The sequence below is a fragment of the Bifidobacterium catulorum genome (assembly GCF_003129925.1).
Classification (GTDB): domain Bacteria; phylum Actinomycetota; class Actinomycetes; order Actinomycetales; family Bifidobacteriaceae; genus Galliscardovia; species Galliscardovia catulorum.
Map to the genome: position 1 here is coordinate 1 of NZ_QFFN01000006.1, position 17591 is coordinate 17591.

The following is a 17591-nucleotide window of genomic DNA, read 5'->3' on the forward strand; positions in this document are numbered from 1 at the left end:
TTCCATACCCGCACACACAAAAGCCCCGGCCACGACGCCGAGGCTCAACACCCCACCACACAAACTGGCGAAGGCTCATAAATATGAACTTCTTTTGAAGTGTGATGTTTTTTCGATGACCGTCGGTGCACTGGCAGCGCGGGCGGTGCGGCGGAACGGCATCCCATCTGGCAGTGGGGTGTGGGCTTCGCCGATCGAATGATGGCGCGGGCTGTGTTGCCGCGCCACAGACTGGTACGGGCCATTGCCGGTCCGCATCAGGGAAGGAAAGGGAAAACAAATGGCCTCCAACCTCAACAAGTGGCCTTACAAGGCTCACGAAATCAATATTGGTCGTGGTATCCAGTACGGCATGCTCGACCTTATGGGTGGCGGCTGGAACAACATCGTTTCCGGCGTCATCTTCGCATACCTGACCCTGGCTCAGGGCTTCAATCCGGCAATCGCCGGTGGCATCGCCGCTGCCGGTCGTATCGTGGACTGCATCTGGAACCTGTTCCTCGGTCTGATTACCGATAACTTCTACCACACCAAGCTCGGACAGAAGTTCGGCCGCCGCCACTTCTTCATGCTGCTCGGTCTGGTGCTGTTCGCCTGCGTGTTCCCGCTGTTCTGGATCAACTCCACGTCCGCGGCCTACTACCTTGCGGTCTACATCGCCATGGAGATCATCATCGCCATGATGATCGTCCCGTGGGAATGCCTCCCCACCGAGATGACCCGTGACTACACGCTGCGTACCACGCTCTCCGGCTCCCGCATGGTGATCTCCGCCACCGGCACCGCCCTCGTGTTCCTCATCCTCGCCGCCCTGAAGCAGGCCAACAACCCGAACTCCTACCTGATCGCCGGCATCGCTTGGACCGTCCTGTTCGTGGTCGCCATCGCCATCTCCACCTTCGGCACCTGGGAGCGCCCGCTCACCGAGGAGTTCATCAAGGAGCTCGAATCCCGTCCGAAGCAGTCCGTCGGCGGCTTCCTCAAGGAGTCCATCAACGGCTACGTCGACACCTTCAAGAACCAGGCCTTCCGCACGCACCTCGCCGTCTACCTGCTGAGCTTCACCGGCAAGGACTTCTACTCCACGCTGCTGCCGACCTTCATCGTCTGCTGCATCTCCGGCGCCGGCGAATCCTGGCCGTGGACCTTCCAGGCCATGTCCATCCTCGGCATCCCGATGACCATCTGGTGCGCCAAGCTGATGATCTCCCACGGCCCGAAGTTCCTGTTCCGCCTGAGCTACGTCTCCATCCTCATCGCCATGGTCGCGTACGTCGGCGTGTGGGCCCTCAAGATCCACAACCCGTTCTGGATCTTCCTCATCGTCTCCATCCTCTACCAGTGCGGTCGTGCAACCCTTGAGTTCACCCCGTGGAACCTGTTCCCGTTCATGCCCGATGTGGACTACATCATGACCCGCGGCGACCGCGCCGGCCTCTACGCCTCCGTGATGACCTTCTTCCGTAAGTCCACCGGCGCCATCGCCACGTGGGTTGCCGGTATCCTGCTGGAGTTCACCGGCTACAAGGCCGACACCATGAAGAACTTCCAGACCACCCCGCACAACGTGCAGGTCGGCATCGTGCTGGTCTTCTTCCTCGGCACCTCCATCCTGATCGCCTGGGCCCTGTGGATGTCCCGCCGCATCTACCTCGACCGTGAGACCCACGGCATCCTGAAGGCCGAGATCGAGCGTCTTGAGGCCGGCGGCTCCAAGGCCGACGTCACTCCGGAAGCCCGCAAGATCGCCGAAGAGCTCACCGGACACCCGTACGAGAAGCTGTGGCCGGATCTCGACAAGAACGGCCTGCCGATCGAAAAGATCTGACGACAGTTCCCAGAGCCGCGTGAAGCGTCCGCCAATCGCGGCTCTTTCCATACCTCCATATCCTTATATATTCCAACGAAAGAAGCAGTCATGTCCCAGATCATCCTCTACAACGAGAAGAACGACAAGATGGTGTTCATCCAGGCCGAAATCGCCGATGGCAAGGTCTCCTTCACTGGCCTCGACCAGGCCGGCGAACTCGACTTCGTCACCCCCGCCGACCAGCTGGAGGCCGTGCTCGCCCCGCTGGCCGACGCCGACACCTTCACCCTCAACGAAAGCCTCGACGGCAAGTTCAAGTCCATGACCTACGGCGAATGGGAGGCCCTGCGCTGCGCCCAGGCATCCGACGGTATCAAGGCCAAGGTCGACGGCCTCGACGTCGCCGACGAGACCAAGGCCGAGATCAAGGGCTTCTTCGACTCGTTCACCAAGTCGATGACCGTCAAGTACATTCAGGGCAAGCGCTCCTGGGGCCAGATCTACGGCGAACTGTTCGACGACTTCTCCAAGCTCGCCAAGTAGCCTGTCCGTCCGTGTCCGGCGCCCTTCGCCGGAGATGCGGACGATCGCCAGGCCTGCGGTTCCCGGGGCCATTCGGGGATGTGTGGCTCCGCACGGATTGCAGGCCGACTAGTCTTCGCGGTTTTTATCGGTTTGCCGCGATGTGTTATGCCGCCCGCCCGTCGTTCTCCTCGATGGGCGGGTTTTTCCATGCCGTTTCCATGTCAGCGCTGGTTATAACGGATATGTGCGTAATACCCTACGCCGGCAACCACCCAGTGCTGGTTATAACGGATGAGTGCGTAAAAACCTCTGCGGAATATGCCCCGGCGTCGGGTTTGACTCACACTTGTGTAAGACCCTGTGCTGGGACCTGCTGTGCGCTGGTTATAACGGATGAGTGCGCAATACCCTACGTGAGGGGCGGCTTCGCCGGGCCCACGCTCTGCCTTCTGACGAACCTCGACCGCAGCACCACCGGCGCCATCGAATCGTCTCTGCTGTGCAGGACCTGCCCGACGACCCGGCGCGCCGCCTCGCACGCCAGCTCCCGACGCGGCACCGCGATGCTCGCCAGACGAGGGGAGCACACCTCGCACAACGGAATGTCATCGATGCCGATCACCGACACGTCGTCCGGAACGCCCACGCCATGCGAGACGAGGAACGTCATGAACGCATACGCCACCTCGTCGTTGTAGGCGACGACCGCCGACGTGGGGCGCCGCAAAAACGATTCGAACACCGGCGTCGACTCGGGTCCCAGCGGATACGTCCACGACGTGCGACGGAACCGCAGGCCGGTCTGAAGGCATGCCGCCTGCAACGCGTTCGCCCGCAACCCGTTCTGCCATGACCGCTGCGCGCTCGGCAGATACGTCAGCCCCCGATGGCCGAGCCCGCGCAACGTCTCCACCGCATCACGGATGGCAGGCCCGTCGTCGGCATACAACGACCGCACGCCGCCGACCGCCCGGTTCATCACCGCCAGCGGGCGCGCCTGCGCAAGCTTGCGGATCGCGGCGTCAGGCAGTCTCGGCGCGCACAGGATCATCCCGTCCACATGGGGGATGGCCCTTGTGACGATCGCCCGCTCGGAATCGGGGCTCTCCTCCGTCTCCGATACCATCAGGCCGAAGCTGCGCCGGCTGCATTCGCGTTGCACGGCCCGTGCGATCTGCGAATACACGGGATTGCCCAGATCGTTGACTGTCAGGGAGATCAGCCCGGCGAGCCCGTCCCTTTCCCGCGGCATGATGGCCTGTGCATGGTAGCCGAGACGGTCGGCCACCTCTCGTACGTGGTTCAGCGTCCGCACGTTCACGCGGTCGGGGTAGCGGAACGTCCTCGATACCGTGGCGATGGAGACTCCGGCCGCCTTGGCCACGTCGGTGATCGTCACCGTCGTCGTCCCGAGGCCGGCGTTGCCGTCATTGTCATGCACACTGCTCATGATCGCTCATCGTAGTCGTTCGGCAAGGCCGTTATCCATGTCGGACGATGTTCTGCAATCGTTACGGTTGTCGTATGTTCCCCGGGTTTTGGAAAACGATGGAAAAACCGCGATGGCGTTTCCGCGTCGTTTTTACGATAAGGGCGTCGATGCCTCGGCCATCGGCAGGCTCATGATTACGAATGAGTGTTTGCAGACGCGCTGCCAGATAAGCGTCCGCGAACATGCGCATGAGGTCGACCATCGGAGTCGACCGGGAGAGAGGCGGTTCCCGCGGGCACGGAGGCCACGTGAGAACCGTCGCCCGCCCTGTGCAAACCGGCCCGCCGCGTAGTCCACGCGACGTGCGCCCACCGCGTCGCTCCCCCTATCGTTCCCGCATCCGCCTTGTGCCCATATCCGCAATCATGCAACACCGTACGCGAAATCTCAGGAACGGAGGGAAGACCATGACGGCACGCACGACCACCACCGACCTCACCATCGGCAGCCCGCTGGCGCGCATCCTCGTATTCTCCGTACCGCTCGTTCTCGGCACCCTGTTCCAGCAGCTGTATAGCTTCGCGGATGCGGTCATCGTAGGCCGACTCATCGGCGACGCCGCGCTCGGTGCGGTCGGTGCCACGTATTCGCTGAACTTCCTCGTCATAGGATTCATCCAGGGCGCATGCATCGGCTTCTCCATCCCCGCGTCGCAAAGCTTCGGCGCGAAGGACGAACGCGACTTCCGACGTTTCATGTGGAACGGCGTGTGGCTCGGCGTCATCATGTCGGCGGCGTTCACCGCATCGATGACGCTGCTCGCCCGGCCCATGCTCGAACTGCTCGACACCCCGGCCGAACTCACCGACATGGCCACGCAGTACATCGTCGTCATCTTCCTCGGAATCCCCTCCGCCGTGCTCTACAACCATTCGGCGGCGTTGCTGCGCGCGGTCGGCGACTCGAAGCACCCGTTCTATTTCCTGATCGTCGCCTGCGCGGCCAACATCGTGCTGAACTACCTGTTCATCGGTGTCGTCGGCATGGGGATCATCGGTTCGGCGCTCGCCACCGTCATCGGGCAGACGATCTCCGCCGCGCTCAACTGCTGGTGGGCGTTCTCTCGCATCCCGACGTTCCGCGTGCGGCGCGACGAGATGCGCTGGTCGGGACGGCATGTCGTCAGACTGTGCCATGTGGGCCTGCCGATGGGATTCGAATACTCCGTCGCCGCCATCGGGGCGGTGGCTATGCAGATGGCCATCAACTCGCTCGGTGCCGCCATGGTCACCGCGCAGACCGCCGGCGAGCGCGTGCGGCAGCTGTTCACGCTGCCGATGGAAAGCGTCGGCATGGCGCTCGCCACATACACGGGCCAGAACTATGGCGCGCGTCAGGTGGGTCGGATCAAGGTCGGGTTGCGCGACGGCGTTGCCATCCAGGCCGTGTATTGCGCTGTCGCGTGGGTGGCGATACTGCTGTTCAAGGAGCCGATGTGCCGGTTCGTGCTCGGCGACGCCCATCCCGACATCATCGACGCGGCCGTGGAGTATCTGTTCGTCATGAGCTGCTTCTTCGTCGTCCACGGCGCGCTGATGGTGTTCCGCAACACGCTGCAGGGTATGGGATACAGCACGCAGGCCATTCTCTCCGGATTCTGCGAGCTGGTGGGCCGTTGCGTCGGCGGCTGGCTCACCGTCGCCGGCGGCGGCTATCTGCTGGTGTGCTTCTCCGGGCCGATGGCGTGGGGCATGGCGTTGGCGTACTGCATGGTGATGGTGGCGGTGGTGGTGCGTCGCGCCGAGGGGATGTTCTCGTCGGCCGATGATGGGCGTGGGCGCGAGACGGCTATCGTGCGCGGACGAACCAGTTGAGCAGGGAGCCGGCGGCTACCAGCAGTGCGCCGCACCAGAACGGCAGAGACAGGCTCAGGCCCAGCAGCACGGCGCTCGCCCCCACCGACAGTACCGGCGTGGCGTAGGAGGCCACGGCCATCTTCTCCATGCTGCCGTGCAGGATTCCGAATCCCCAGCAGGCGTATCCGCCGGCGATCACCGCGGCGGTGACCAGCACGGTAAGCCACGCGTGCAGTGGGGGAGCGGTGGCCGGCAGCCCTTCCCCGGAGGCGAAGTGCACGATCCACAGCGCCACGCACACGCAGGGGAAGAACACGCTGGTGCCGTCGTAGCCCTTCGACATCGACGGCGTGGCCACCGCATACACCGACCATGCCAGCGCGCCGAGGAACGACAGTATGAACGGCAGCGGGTTCTCGACGACGTGCCCCAGTGCCGCATGCCAGTCGAGCCCGCTGTTGCCGCCCACGGCGAGGAACACGCCCGCCGTGGCGACGAGTGCGCCGGGCAGCGCGAAACGGACGGCGTGGCGGCGACGCGATACGGCGGCGGCGAGCAGCACCATCATCGTCGGCCACAGATAGTTGATGAGGCTGATCTCCACTGACTGCGCGGCCGAGGAGGCCAGTCCGATGGACAGCGCGATCGACGATTCGTAGAACACGAACAGGCCGCCGCCGATGAGCAGATAACGGCGCGGCGCGGAGGACGGCGGTGCGGGCCTGCGGAACACCAGCAGTAGCACGGCCCCGCAGGTGTAGATCATCGCCGAGCCGAGCGTGACGCCGAACGCTTCGGAGACGATGCGTACCAGACCCATCATCATGCTCCACAGGGCGATGGCGGCGAACCCCACCAGTGTGGCGTGGGCTGTGGGGACGTTGTGTTTGTTGGTTGCGGTGCCGGCGGTGGCTGCGGTGCCGGTGTTGGTTGCGGTGCCGGTGGGGTCTTCGCCGCCGCTCGCGGAACTGTTCTTCGGCTTGCCTGTCATAGTCGTCCATGGTACCGGTACCATGTTATCGGCGGGGTTGCGGTCTGATTGCCTGATTTCATCGCGCAATTTGTTGATTCCACGGTGGAAAAACGATGAAATGGGCGAGTGAATCGTCGGTTTCGACGATTCGGCGAGCGAAATTCCTGGCGTGTCGCGGATTTGCCGTAATGGGAGTCCGGGTGTATATTATCTGTCTTGTAAACCACAGACCGTTGGTTAGGGGCGCAAGTCTCTCGAAGGTTGCCAACGCAGGTTGAGAAAACAGACTTTCCGGATTCGGAAGGCAAGCGGGTGTCATGCATGCCCGAGGATGATGTTTGCTCCGCCTGCGCGCGGGGCTTTTTTATTGCCCGCATGGCTTCCTCCAGTCAACGGCCGACTTAGGAAGGAACGCCATGTTAAGGCCCGAAAAGGCTGAGGTCATCGCACAGCTCACGGAGCAGTTCCGTGACGCCGATGCCGTGTACCTCACTGAGTACCGCGGGCTGAGCGTGCCGCAGATCACCGATCTGCGCGAAAAGCTGGGCCGCGATACTTCCTACACTGTGGCGAAGAACACGCTTGCACGTATTGCCGCGAAGGAAGCTGGCATCGAGGGTCTTGATGAGTACCTCAAGGGACCGTCCGCCATCACCTTCGTCAAGGGTGACTACGTCGAGGCCGCCAAGGTCCTGCGTGATTTCGCCAAGACCAACAAGCAGCTCATCGTCAAGGGCGGCTACGCTGACGACACCGTTTACGATGCCGAAGGCGTGAACAAGCTCGCCGACCTTGAGTCCCGCCCGGTCCTGCTGTCCAAGATCGCGTACTCCCTCAAGGCTGTACAGACCAAGACCGCTCAGCTCTTCGTCGCCCTGCCGACCAAGGCAGTCCGCACGGTGGACGCTCTGCGCGAGAAGCAGGAGAAGGCCGCCTGACTCCCGTCCGCAAGGACTGGCGTCTCGCCGCTTGAATAATCAATAAAAAATTTTCGGTGACCGGATTTCACCTTAACAAAACTCCCGGTCGCCATTGAATGAAAGGAAGCCATTATGGCTAAGCTCACCAACGAAGAGCTTCTTGATGCTTTCGGTGAAATGACCCTCGTCGAGCTCTCCGAGTTCGTCAAGGCCTTCGAGGACAAGTTCGACGTCGAGGCCGCCGCCCCGGCCGCCGTCGCCGTCGCCGCCCCGGGTGCCGCCGCTCCGGCCGAGGAAGAGAAGACCGAGTTCGACGTCATCCTCTCCGCCGTCGGCGACAAGAAGATCCAGGTCATCAAGGCCGTCCGCGCCATCACCTCCCTGGGTCTGGCCGACGCCAAGGCTCTCGTGGACGGCGCTCCGAAGCCGGTCCTCGAAGGTGCCAAGAAGGAAGACGCCGAGAAGGCCAAGTCCCAGCTGGAAGAGGCTGGCGCCACCGTCGAGCTCAAGTGATCATCGCGGCATGAGCCGCGCAGTAGTCACTGCTTGATTCGTCAGGCCCCGCGTTCGTGGATTCCACGGCGCGGGGTTTTCCGTTTTCGGCGTACACTATCGGTCGTGAACGAGGCACGGGGATTGCGCCGGGCGACGGCGGACGAGAAATATCGGCAGATGACCGGAAGACCGGTCAGACCGTTGGTCCTTCGGCTGGCGTTGCCGGCCATCGTCTCCAATCTGGTCACGATGATCTACAACCTCGCCGACACGTATTTCATCGGCCGGCTCGGCACCTCGCAGTCCGGTGCCATCGGCATCGCGTTCTCAGTCATGACCGTCATGCAGGCCATCGGGTTCTTCTTCGGCAACGGCGCCGGCAACTCCATGTCACGCGAGCTCGGCAAGCACAACGAGGCCCGGGCCGCGCGCCTCATGGCCATCGGCTTCTTCGGGTCGGTGGGCTTCGGCACCCTGCTCGCCGTCTGCGGCCTGCTGTTCGTGCACCCTCTTGTGTTCGCCCTCGGCTCCACCGTCACCATCGCCCCCCTATGCGGTGCAGTATCTCACGCCGCTGCTCGTCGCCGCGCCCATGGTGTGCGGATCGTTCACCATGAACGGGCTGCTCCGGTATCAGGGGCTTTCGGCATATGCCATGGTGGGTCTGGTCTTCGGCGCCGTGCTGAACATGGGGCTGGCCCCGGCGCTGATCTTCGGCGCCGGCCTCGGCATCCTCGGTGCGGGCGTCGCCACCGCGATATGCCAGACCATCAGTTTCGCGATTCTCGTCGTCATGTGCCGCAGGGTCGCCGTGCTCAAACTCACGCCACGGCAGCTCCGCCCGAACGTGCTGCTGGTGCGCGAGGTGATCGGCGGGGGACTGCCGTCCCTGCTGCGGCAGAGCGTCGGTTCGGTGGCCACCACCTGCGTGAACCTCGCCGCCAACCCGTTCGGCGACGCGGCTATCGCGGCCATGGCCATCATCATGCGGCTCATGCTGTTCACGAATTCGGTGATCATCGGCCTCGGTCAGGGGTTCCAGCCCGTGTGCGGCTACAACTACGGCGCCGGTCTGTTCGACCGGGTCAAACAGGGCTACTGGTTCTGCATCCGCGTGAGCACGATGATCCTCATCGGGTTCTCAATCGGGCTCTCGGCGTTCGCTCCGCAGCTCATCGAACTGTTCCGTTCCGATCCCGACGTGGTGCGCATCGGCACCGTGGCACTGTGGCTGCAATGCGCCAGTCTGCCCATCATGGGATGCAATATGATCTCGAACATGATGCAGCAGACGATGGGGCTGACCGGGGTGGCCTCGTTCCTGGGCGTGTGCCGGCAGGGCGTGTACCTGGTGCCGCTGATCGCCGTGCTGCCGCACGTGTTCGGCCTGTTCGGCGTGCAGGCGGCGCAGCCGGCGGCCGACATCCTGACGTTCCTGACGACGATTCCCCTGCAATACCGCGTGTTGAAACGCCTCAATGTGCAGATGTGAGACGAGTGTGCTGAGATAATGGGGAAAAGCCGACGTGCCGTGCCACAATTGACATAAGTGTGTCCGGCATCAAACGATGCCTATAACGGTAGAGGAGGGTCGTTCTGTGATTGACCAGCAGTGGCTCATCAAAGTCAACGGCGTTGACGAGATTCGTGTCGATGCGGGGCAGACCGTGGTCATCGGCCGCAAGCCCCTGCGTCCCGTCGCCGAGGAGGATGGCGTGCGCCGCCTTGACGTGGATGACACGACGAAATCCATGTCGAAGCGTCATGTTCGGTTCTCCGTGACGGATGCCGGCGTCGCCGGCATCGAGGATCTGTCGTCGACGAACGGCACCTACGTGGTGCGTGACGATGGCGAACTGATGCGCGTGCCGCCGAGCAAGGAGTTCCAGCTGCCGCGTTCGACCATGCGGTTCCAGCTTGGCGACGTGCCGGTCGATTTTCTCAGGGTTCCCGCCCTGCCGAAGGACGAAAGCGACAAGGTCTCCGACCTGTTCACGTATGCGGCTCCGGGAGGTGAGGCGCAGGAGGCGAATCCAGCCGACATGAGCGTGGACGACATCCTCGACCTGCGTGCGGGCGAGCCGACCGGGCTGCTCAGCACCGCCAAGGTGCGCAGCCGCATCGACGCATTGCATGACCGTGTGGTGGCCGAGACGCGCAGGCAGCAGGAGGAGGCCGGCAACGGCCCCGCTTCCGCTTCGTCGCGGAACGCCGTGACCGAGGTCATCGGCGGCTCCGAGACGCAGGGCGGTACGGGAGACGCCGTCGAGGCCGTCGCCACTGGGGCCGGGGCCGATGATGCGTCCCGGTTCCGGCCCGGTGCCGTCGAGGCCGCGCCGGTCGGAGGCGAGGCGCCGGCGACGGGGTTCACGCCGGTTTTTGAACCGGGATCCGTGTTCGAACGGCTATCCAAGGGCGAGCTGAACAAGCCTGAACCCGTGATCGAGGCCGGTGGCTTCACCTCGGAGGAGGCCAAGACCACCCGAGACTACGACATGCAGTTCGACATCGCCCGCCAGCGTGAACTGCTGCCGTTCCTCGCATTGAATCCCTCGTTGTATCCCGACCTCTATTCGTGGCTGGAGCTGCAGGGCAACGCCGACGTCGATCGGGCGTTGCAGGGCAATCAGGGGTATCAGGATTATCTGGCCGGCAAAGGGGAATAGAACGAATGAATAACGCTGCTGAAGCCTCGGTCTCCACCGAGGCCATCGACCGTGTGCAGTCCTGGTATGAGCAGTACCGCAACGACCATCATCCCTCCCCGGTGGAGGACCTGACCCAGCTGGAGGCCAGACTGGACCTCACCCATGCGCATCCCTCCGGGGTGGCGCAGCTGTTCGCCAGCGGCCATGTGCAGCTGAGCAGCCTGTTCCGTGACAGCGGCATGCTGCGCGCGGGCCAGCATCGGCTCGCCCGCGTGCTGGAGGACCAGGCCGCGGTGGAGAACCTCAGCGGCGACGCGCAGCTGTCGCTCGCCGTGGGCGTGGCCAGCTGGAAAGGTTCGACCATGCCGCTGCTGCTCTATCCCGTGCGCGTCGACCGTGGCGAGGGCGAGGAGTCGCTCTCCCATGCGCAGATCCGATTCACCGCCACGGCGTCCATCAACCCGGTGTTCGTCTCCGCCATGCGCGAGAACGGCGTCATGCTCGACGAGGAGAGCCTGCTCGACACCTCGCAGTATTCCGAAAGCTCTCCGGAGACGTCCGCGCTGTTCTCCCGCATCACGTCGCTGGTGGGGGACTCCGTGGAGGATTTCGTCGTGGAGCGCGAGATCATCCTCGGATGCTTCATCCACTCGTCCACGCTGTTCCTTGAGGAGGGCGAGGCGCTGCTGCGACGTATGCGCCGGGGCCTGACCGGTAACGACCTCATCGACACGCTCGCCGGCAACGACAAGGCGGCGGACTTCCTCGCCGACTACCCGGTTCCGGCTTACAGCCCCTACGACGGCGATCCCCACAACGAGCTGGAGATTGGCGACATCGACAACGCCACCCGCTATGCCGCGCAGATCGTCTCCTCCGGAGCCTCCGTGTTCGTGGACCTGCCCACCGGACGAAGCTCCGACATGATCTCCGCGGGCATCGCCAGCCGGGCCGTGATGAACGGCAAGACCGTGCTGTACGTGCCGTGCGTGCCCAGCCAGAAGCGTCGCTTCATGCGTCGCATCGCCCGCAACGAGATCGCCGGCCTGATGCTCGACATCGGCGACCACGCCTCCAATTCGACCATCGACCAGCAGCTCATCGCCGCCGTGGGCTACCAGCCCGGCACGGCCAGCTCGCATTTCGATCAGCTCGCCGACGAGCTCGTGGGCGTGCGCTCCCGCCTCACCCGCTATCTGGGCGACCTGCACGGCAAGAACAAGGAGTGGGGCGTTTCGGCCTACGAGACCATCCAGAACCTCGCACGCATCTCCGCGTTGCCCACACACCCGGCCACGCACGTGCGCCTGAGCGAGCACACGGCCCGCGAGCTGGGCAATGCCATGGACGAGTGGAGCGGGAAGCTTGCGCGTGCGGGCGAACTCGGCGAATTCCGCATCGGTCCCGAGGACACGTCGTGGTACCGCGCCTCCATCTACAGCGAGCAGGAGGCGGTCAACGCCTACCAGCGTGTGGTGCGCCTTCTGGAGACGCTGCTGCCCGCCGTGCGCGAGCAGATCCGCTCAGTGGTGGAGACCTGCGGGTTCCCCATTCCCAAGACCATGCAGGAGTGGAGCCGCCAGGTGGTGGTGCTGAAGAACCTGCGCCGCGTGCTCGACGTGTTCCAGCCCGCCATCTTCGAGCGGGACATCGCCGCGATGATCGAGGCCTCGACGCCCAAGGCCGAACGCAAGGCCTCCGGCTCCACCATGGGCTTCTGGGACCGGCGGCGCCACATCAAGGAGGCCAGGAGCCTGCTGCGCGTGGGCGCGCAGGTGGAGGATCTGCACGACGCGCTCGTGATCGTCTCCAAGCAGGCGGACCAGTGGCGGCTGTTCGTGCCCCGCGGCGGTTGGCCCGTATTGCCGCCGAAGCTCGACGACATCATCGAGACGCAGAACGACATCACCTCCGACCTGACCGCCCTGAACTCGGTGCTCGCCACCACGCCCGACGGCGCCGACCTCGAATCAGTGCCGTTCGCCGCGCTCGAAGCGCGTCTGCAGGGCCTGTTCGACGACCACCGTTCGTTGGACACCCTGCCCGAACGTGCCATGCTCGAACGTGACTTCCGCGACAACGGACTGGGTGAACTGGTCGACGACCTGCGCAACCGCCACGTGGACAAGGACGCCGCCGCGGGCGAGCTCCAGCTGGCCTGGTGGACCACGATCTTCGAGCTCATCGTGCGTTCCTCGCCCATCATCTCCAATCAGGACGGTTCCGTGCTGTCTGCCGCATCCGAACGGTTCAGCCAGGTGGATGCGGAACACGTGTCGTCCATCGGCGCCATGGTGAACCAGGAGATGACCAAGCGCCTGAGCGAACTGCTGTTCTCCCGGTCGCACGAGGCGAACCAGCTGCATACGCTGCTCGCCAGCCCGTCGCCGGTGCCGCTCGGGCGTCTGCGCCGCGACTACCCGAACATCCTCACCGCCACGAAGCCGATCCTCGTGGCCTCGCCCGCCACCCTTGTGGCGAACACGTCGCTGGAGCGGCTGGCGGACATCGCCATCATCGACGCGGCGTCCCACGTCAACCCGTTGGAGCTGATGTCCGTGCTCGCCCGCGTGGACCAGGTGGTCATCCTCGCCCACAAGGAGACCGTGTCCTCGCCGGCCGTCAAGACGCTCATCGGGCACCTCAAGCCGCTGCGGCTGCTCGAACGCCCGGACCGTCGCGACCTGCGCGTCGCCCAGTTCCTCGAATCCCACGGCTACGGCAAGGTGCCGATGGCGCTCGGCGTTCCGAACGCCAAGCTCGGCGTCAACTATACCAAGGTGGAGGCCAACGGCGTCCCCTCGGTGGTCAGCGGCATCGTGGAAAGCACGAAGACCGAGATCGACGCCGTCGTGGAGCTGGTGATCTCCCGCGCCGGGGGATTCACCATCGTGCCCTCGTCATACCTGCTCACCATCGTCACCATGTGCCCGGCGCACCGCCAGCGCATCGGCGCCGAGCTCAAGGCCCGCAGTTCCAAGGACGCGGGATTACGCAAGTTCCTGCGCCATGTGCGCATCATCGGCCTCAACGAGGTGTGCGGCATGGAGTCCACCGACGTCATCATCACCTTCGGTTTCGCCCGCACCACGCACGGCCGCATGCTCCAGCAGTTCGGCCCCGTGCTTGAATCCGCCGGCGGCGCCGACATGCTGCTCGACGCCCTGGCCCTCGCCCATGCACACGTGGACGTGGTCTCCGCATTCGGTTCGAAGGACCTTGAGGACGAACGCCTGCGCCAGCCCGGGCCCCAGCTGATGAAGAAGCTGCTCGTCTGGTGCGAGAACCTCACCCAGGTGACCGTGCCCCGGCCCCATGCCCTGCCGGTCAAGGCCAGCACGCTGCTGGAGGACTTGGCCGAACGCATCCGGGCACGTGGCCTCAACGTGGCCGTCAACTACGGTTTCGACGGCGGCATGTGCATCCCTCTCGCCATCGGCCTGCCGAACAAGCCGTTCTCGCTTGCCGTCATGACCGACGACCCGCAGTTCATGTCCATCCCGTCCACGCGTCAGCGCCACCGCTTCATGATGGAGGACCTCGAATCCCTCGGATGGTCGGTCATGGCCGTCTGGAGCGTGGCCGCGTTCGTCAACCCCGACAAGGAGGTCGACCGCGTGGTCAGCCGCCTTGCCAAGCTGTATGGCGACGAACGGTAAGGCGGCTGCCATGGTGAACGCATCCGATGATTCCCCCACGGAAGGCGCCCCGGCACCGCGCCGACGCCACAGGCGCGTGGTCTTCCGCGGGACCGAGCGATTCGACGCCGACGGGTTCCTCGACGCCGACGAATCGTCCACCGATCCGGAGGCCCGTCGCGAACGGCTCGACAAGGATTCCGACGACGACCGGCGCATCCTCAACGAACTGCCCCCGCATTGGGGGAAGTTCGACGCCGAAGGACGGCGCTAGCCCCGGCTCCATGCGGCGCTAGCGCCCCACCGCGAGGACGGGCGAGGCCTCCTGTGCGCCCAGGACGGCCAGCGCCTCGTCGGGCTTCAACGAGACCAGCACCGTCCGTCGACCGTCGGCCGCCTCGGCGGACAGCAGCCCCTCCCCCTCGTCATCGCCGTCGGGGGTCCTCATCACCAGCACGTCTTCGGCCAGCGTCCTGGCCTTCGTCGCATCACCTCCCGTCCCTTCATCCCCGGTCGTCACCAGCCGTATCGTGTCGCCGGGGGTCAGCGAATCCGGCGCACTCGACAACGCCACCTCCAACGTCGTCCGCCCATTGGAGGAGACCGGTTCCGCCGACGTCATACCGCGGATGACCGGTGCGCCGGCTTCGATGTCCACACGTGCGACGTCGCCGACCACCCGTCGCACATCGCCCATCGCATGACCCATCGCGTCGGAGTCCGGCACCAGCCGGGCCGCCACATCGCCGTCCGAGATCACGTCGCCCCGCGTGATGTCACGCACCGTCACAACGACGGTGCGCGTGGCCACCGTGGACATCACGCATTGCAGCGCGAACCAGACCGCGAACCCGCAGCACAGCGCAACCGCCAGACGTCGCATCGTCTCGGCTGCGCGCCGGCGAGACGATGATGCGCCGCCCCTTGGCTGGCTCCCCGCTGTGGTCATGAAAAAAGGCATATCCCCAGCATGAATGATGGGAATATGCCTTGTCCACTCGGTCAGACAATGTTGATGAACGTGGATTATCGTTGGAAAACCGCTATTGTTAACGGTTTCATGAAACGAATCCGCCGTCGTGGCCGACCGATTGTCGTCATAGATCGGTCATTCGATCAATCATTGTCGATCAATCATTGCCGACGTGGCGCAATCAGTGCTTGCCGGAATCGGTCCGGTAGAAGCCCGAACCCTTGAACTCGATGGACGGTGCGGCGAATACCTTGCGCACCTGCTCCTCGCCGCACTTCGGGCAGACGGTGACGGGGTCGTCGCTGAACGACTGCTGCTCGGTGAAATCGTAGTTGCAGTTCTTGCAACGGTAATGATACGTAGGCACGAGTTCCTCCAAAATCAAAAAAACACTACGTCGAAAGCCATGAAGCCTGTTCATATCCTAGCCGTGACTATGACAAACGGCCACCATGACAAACGGCCACCATGACAAACAGTCAGCATGATGACGGACTGCGATCATGTCGGACTGTAATCATGCCGGACGTCGACCGGCCGGCACCTTCGGCACCGCCCGTGCACGGACATATGGGCGTCGGCGGTCACACGGACTCCGTCGGCAGACCCATGCGTGCGCCGACTGCGAAATACCCGTTCGGCGTCAGCACCCCGTCGATGCGTTGGTCGTGTGGCTCGCAGGGCAGTCCGTCGTCGACAAGCTCCCACGGCCAGACCACGGCGACCACAGGCGTTCCGATGCGTCGACGGGCGAGCGCCCGGTCGTACCAACCGCCTCCACGGCCCAGACGCACCCCGGTGCGGTCCGCCAGCACCGCGGCCGTCACGACGAGATCGGCCCCGGCGATGGCGTCCGCGTCCAGTACGGCGCCGCCGGGCTCGTCGGGACGGCTCCCGCCCGCGTCGTGTAGCGCATCGACGTCGTCCATCACGCCCCATCCAAGATCGCGGCCGGAACCGAGCCTCGGCACCAGCACCCGTATCCCGTGTGCGAGCATCATGCGCAGCATCGGCGTAGTCGGCACCTCGGTGCCCATCGACACGTAGGCCGCCACCGTTCCCACGCCGTCGAGGATGCCCGACCGTTCGGCGGCGTCGGCGAGCCGTATTCCGGCCCGTTGACGTTCGGCGTCCCCGATGGCGCGCCTTTTACGGAATGCGTCATGGCGCAGCGCGGTCTTGCGCGCCGCGACGTCGTCGTTCCCCTCGTTTGCGTTGTCTTCGCCGTCTGTGGCCGGTGTTCGCATATGGTCCATGGTCATGGTTCTACCATCGTCGCGGTCCCGGACCGTTCGCCGTCTCGTTCCGGCGCGGCCGCACCGCGCGTCGGGCATGACACGCCCCGTACACCGTGGCGGGATAATGGGAGGCATGTTCCGTCTGTTCTCCAAACATGCCCCCGCAGAGACCGGCAATGCCGATTTCCGCATCCCCGGACGGCTGCGCGCGCCCGAAGGATTCGCCGCGCTGACGCTCAGGCCCATGACGTTGGACGATCTTGACGAGTGGAGCGAGGTGAGACGGTTCAACGACGACTGGCTGAAACCCTGGGATTCCGGCGACCCGATGAACGGGCCGACCATCACGTTCAACGAGTGGGTGAACCGGCAGCGGCGGGCCGAGCAGTCCGGTCGGGGCGCCGTCATGCTGATGATCGCGGACGGCCGCATCGTCGGCCAGATATCCCTGGGCGCCATCTGCTACGGAGCCATGCGCACCGGGACGATCGGCTACTGGGTCGACAGACGCTGCGTGGGGCACGGCTATGCGCCGATCGCGTTGGCGTTGCTCGCCGATTGGGCGCTGCTCGACGAGACCGGACCGATGCTGCACAGCATCGAGGTAGCGATCCTGCCCGAGAACGCGCGCTCCCGCCGTGTGGTGGAGAAGCTCGGTCTCGTCTACGAGGGCGTGCGACGTAGTTATATGTATGTGAACGGACAATGGCGCGACCACGACATCTATACGTTGGTGAGTTCCGACGTCCACGGCCGTGTCATCGACAGGCTGCGTGCCGGCGTGCCGACCCCGGCACCGTAAAGGGCCCGGAACGACGGCCGGGCGCGCGTGTCCGGCACGGCGATGTGCAAACTCTGTGTCGGTCTTCGACACGCGCGACATGAACGAAAGTGTTTTTCAGGGGCGTACCTTATCGTAGAGTGCATGGATTTGGATTCGCTCGCCAGTGTCGTACTGTGGGCGATCATCGCGATACTCGTGTTCGGGCTGCAGCCGTGGAAAACCACACGGAGCATGAAAAACGCGATGGAGCATCGTTCCGACCGATATTCCGCATCTTTGCATATCATCGATATGAACGA

General features: G+C 64.3%; 16 protein-coding genes and 1 pseudogene. 11 read left to right on the forward strand and 6 right to left on the reverse strand.

Annotated elements, in window-relative coordinates; all coding sequences use genetic code 11:
• From DF200_RS10990 to DF200_RS03565, 3 genes are all read left to right on the forward strand, one after another.
• On the forward strand, window positions 1-202 hold a 202-nt coding region (locus tag DF200_RS10990; RefSeq protein WP_206603410.1), incomplete at its 5' end, for a hypothetical protein.
• A gap of 150 nt (window positions 203-352) precedes the next feature.
• Entirely contained in the window at window positions 353-1828 is a 1476-nt protein-coding gene (locus DF200_RS03560) for an MFS transporter (RefSeq protein WP_109137004.1), read from the forward strand.
• Window positions 1829-1918: 90 nt separating this feature from the next.
• Window positions 1919-2353 (forward strand): hypothetical protein, encoded by a 435-nt coding sequence (locus DF200_RS03565; protein ID WP_109136930.1) that lies wholly within the window; start codon window positions 1919-1921, stop codon window positions 2351-2353.
• Window positions 2354-2744: 391 nt separating this feature from the next.
• On the opposite strand, the gene DF200_RS03570 is transcribed toward DF200_RS03565, so the two are convergent.
• The gene (locus tag DF200_RS03570; RefSeq protein WP_109136931.1) at window positions 2745-3785 is read right to left on the reverse strand and encodes a LacI family DNA-binding transcriptional regulator; all 1041 of its coding nucleotides are present in this window, start codon (window positions 3783-3785) and stop codon (window positions 2745-2747) included.
• Between the two features lie 449 nt (window positions 3786-4234).
• Here DF200_RS03570 and DF200_RS03575 point away from each other — a divergent pair, with 449 nt between their 5' ends.
• Window positions 4235-5641 carry an MATE family efflux transporter gene (locus tag DF200_RS03575; RefSeq protein ID WP_109136932.1) on the forward strand — a complete coding sequence of 469 codons (1407 nt, stop codon included), beginning with the start codon at window positions 4235-4237 and terminating at the stop codon, window positions 5639-5641.
• On the opposite strand, the gene yddG is transcribed toward DF200_RS03575, so the two are convergent.
• The gene (gene yddG, locus DF200_RS03580; RefSeq protein WP_109136933.1) at window positions 5616-6614 is read right to left on the reverse strand and encodes an aromatic amino acid DMT transporter YddG; all 999 of its coding nucleotides are present in this window, start codon (window positions 6612-6614) and stop codon (window positions 5616-5618) included. The genes DF200_RS03575 and yddG overlap by 26 nt on opposite strands.
• Window positions 6615-7012: 398 nt before the next feature.
• Between yddG and rplJ the strand changes: the two genes are divergently transcribed.
• Both rplJ and rplL read left to right on the forward strand, forming a co-directional pair.
• Window positions 7013-7534 (forward strand): 50S ribosomal protein L10, encoded by a 522-nt coding sequence (gene rplJ / locus DF200_RS03585; protein WP_109136934.1) that lies wholly within the window; start codon window positions 7013-7015, stop codon window positions 7532-7534.
• Between the two features lie 114 nt (window positions 7535-7648).
• Window positions 7649-8029: a 50S ribosomal protein L7/L12 gene (gene rplL / locus DF200_RS03590; RefSeq protein WP_109136935.1), complete on the forward strand. Its 381-nt coding sequence runs from the start codon at window positions 7649-7651 to the stop codon at window positions 8027-8029.
• Window positions 8030-8070: 41 nt separating this feature from the next.
• On the opposite strand, the gene DF200_RS11095 is transcribed toward rplL, so the two are convergent.
• Complete coding sequence (locus DF200_RS11095; RefSeq protein ID WP_241520112.1) at window positions 8071-8259, reverse strand: hypothetical protein; 189 nt, start codon at window positions 8257-8259, stop codon at window positions 8071-8073.
• Here DF200_RS11095 and DF200_RS03595 point away from each other — a divergent pair.
• The 4 genes and pseudogenes from DF200_RS03595 (at window position 8189) to DF200_RS03610 (ending at window position 14571) form a co-directional block, all read left to right on the forward strand.
• Window positions 8189-9503, forward strand: a pseudogene (locus DF200_RS03595) (MATE family efflux transporter). The gene DF200_RS11095 and the pseudogene DF200_RS03595 overlap by 71 nt on opposite strands.
• A 106-nt stretch (window positions 9504-9609) precedes the next feature.
• A complete protein-coding gene (locus DF200_RS03600; protein ID WP_439098311.1) occupies window positions 9610-10677 on the forward strand; it encodes a variant leucine-rich repeat-containing protein in 1068 nt (355 codons plus the stop codon).
• 5 nt (window positions 10678-10682) lie between these two features.
• Complete coding sequence (locus DF200_RS03605; RefSeq protein ID WP_109136937.1) at window positions 10683-14318, forward strand: PDDEXK-like endonuclease domain-containing protein; 3636 nt, start codon at window positions 10683-10685, stop codon at window positions 14316-14318.
• A 10-nt stretch (window positions 14319-14328) separates the two neighbouring features.
• A complete protein-coding gene (locus tag DF200_RS03610; RefSeq protein ID WP_109137005.1) occupies window positions 14329-14571 on the forward strand; it encodes a hypothetical protein in 243 nt (80 codons plus the stop codon).
• A gap of 18 nt (window positions 14572-14589) precedes the next feature.
• Here the strand turns inward: DF200_RS03610 and DF200_RS03615 are convergent, their stop codons facing one another.
• The 3 genes from DF200_RS03615 to DF200_RS03625 form a co-directional block, all read right to left on the reverse strand.
• Entirely contained in the window at window positions 14590-15246 is a 657-nt protein-coding gene (locus DF200_RS03615) for an SAF domain-containing protein (RefSeq protein ID WP_158275764.1), read from the reverse strand.
• Between the two features lie 205 nt (window positions 15247-15451).
• The gene (locus DF200_RS03620; protein ID WP_109136939.1) at window positions 15452-15637 is read right to left on the reverse strand and encodes an FmdB family zinc ribbon protein; all 186 of its coding nucleotides are present in this window, start codon (window positions 15635-15637) and stop codon (window positions 15452-15454) included.
• Window positions 15638-15854: 217 nt separating this feature from the next.
• On the reverse strand, window positions 15855-16532 hold the full coding sequence (locus DF200_RS03625) for a 5-formyltetrahydrofolate cyclo-ligase (protein WP_241520108.1): 678 nt from the start codon (window positions 16530-16532) through the stop codon (window positions 15855-15857).
• 109 nt (window positions 16533-16641) lie between these two features.
• On the opposite strand from DF200_RS03625, the gene DF200_RS03630 reads away from it, so the two are divergent.
• A complete protein-coding gene (locus DF200_RS03630) occupies window positions 16642-17310 on the forward strand; it encodes a GNAT family N-acetyltransferase (protein ID WP_109136940.1) in 669 nt (222 codons plus the stop codon).
• Window positions 17311-17591: the final 281 nt, after the last annotated feature.

Excerpts from the sequence above, each read along its gene's own strand:
- DF200_RS03560 (WP_109137004.1), top strand. The coding sequence starts at position 353 with ATGCTCGACCTTATGGGTGGCGGCTGGAACAACATCGTTTCCGGCGTC.
- DF200_RS03565 (WP_109136930.1), top strand. The coding sequence starts at position 1,919 with ATGTCCCAGATCATCCTCTACAACGAGAAGAACGACAAGATGGTGTTC.
- DF200_RS03570 (WP_109136931.1), bottom strand. The coding sequence starts at position 3,785 with ATGAGCAGTGTGCATGACAATGACGGCAACGCCGGCCTCGGGACGACG.
- DF200_RS03575 (WP_109136932.1), top strand. The coding sequence starts at position 4,235 with ATGACGGCACGCACGACCACCACCGACCTCACCATCGGCAGCCCGCTG.
- yddG (WP_109136933.1), bottom strand. The coding sequence starts at position 6,614 with ATGACAGGCAAGCCGAAGAACAGTTCCGCGAGCGGCGGCGAAGACCCC.
- rplJ (WP_109136934.1), top strand. The coding sequence starts at position 7,013 with ATGTTAAGGCCCGAAAAGGCTGAGGTCATCGCACAGCTCACGGAGCAG.
- rplL (WP_109136935.1), top strand. The coding sequence starts at position 7,649 with ATGGCTAAGCTCACCAACGAAGAGCTTCTTGATGCTTTCGGTGAAATG.
- DF200_RS03605 (WP_109136937.1), top strand. The coding sequence starts at position 10,683 with ATGAATAACGCTGCTGAAGCCTCGGTCTCCACCGAGGCCATCGACCGT.
- DF200_RS03610 (WP_109137005.1), top strand. The coding sequence starts at position 14,329 with ATGGTGAACGCATCCGATGATTCCCCCACGGAAGGCGCCCCGGCACCG.
- DF200_RS03615 (WP_158275764.1), bottom strand. The coding sequence starts at position 15,246 with ATGACCACAGCGGGGAGCCAGCCAAGGGGCGGCGCATCATCGTCTCGC.
- DF200_RS03625 (WP_241520108.1), bottom strand. The coding sequence starts at position 16,532 with ATGACCATGGACCATATGCGAACACCGGCCACAGACGGCGAAGACAAC.
- DF200_RS03630 (WP_109136940.1), top strand. The coding sequence starts at position 16,642 with ATGTTCCGTCTGTTCTCCAAACATGCCCCCGCAGAGACCGGCAATGCC.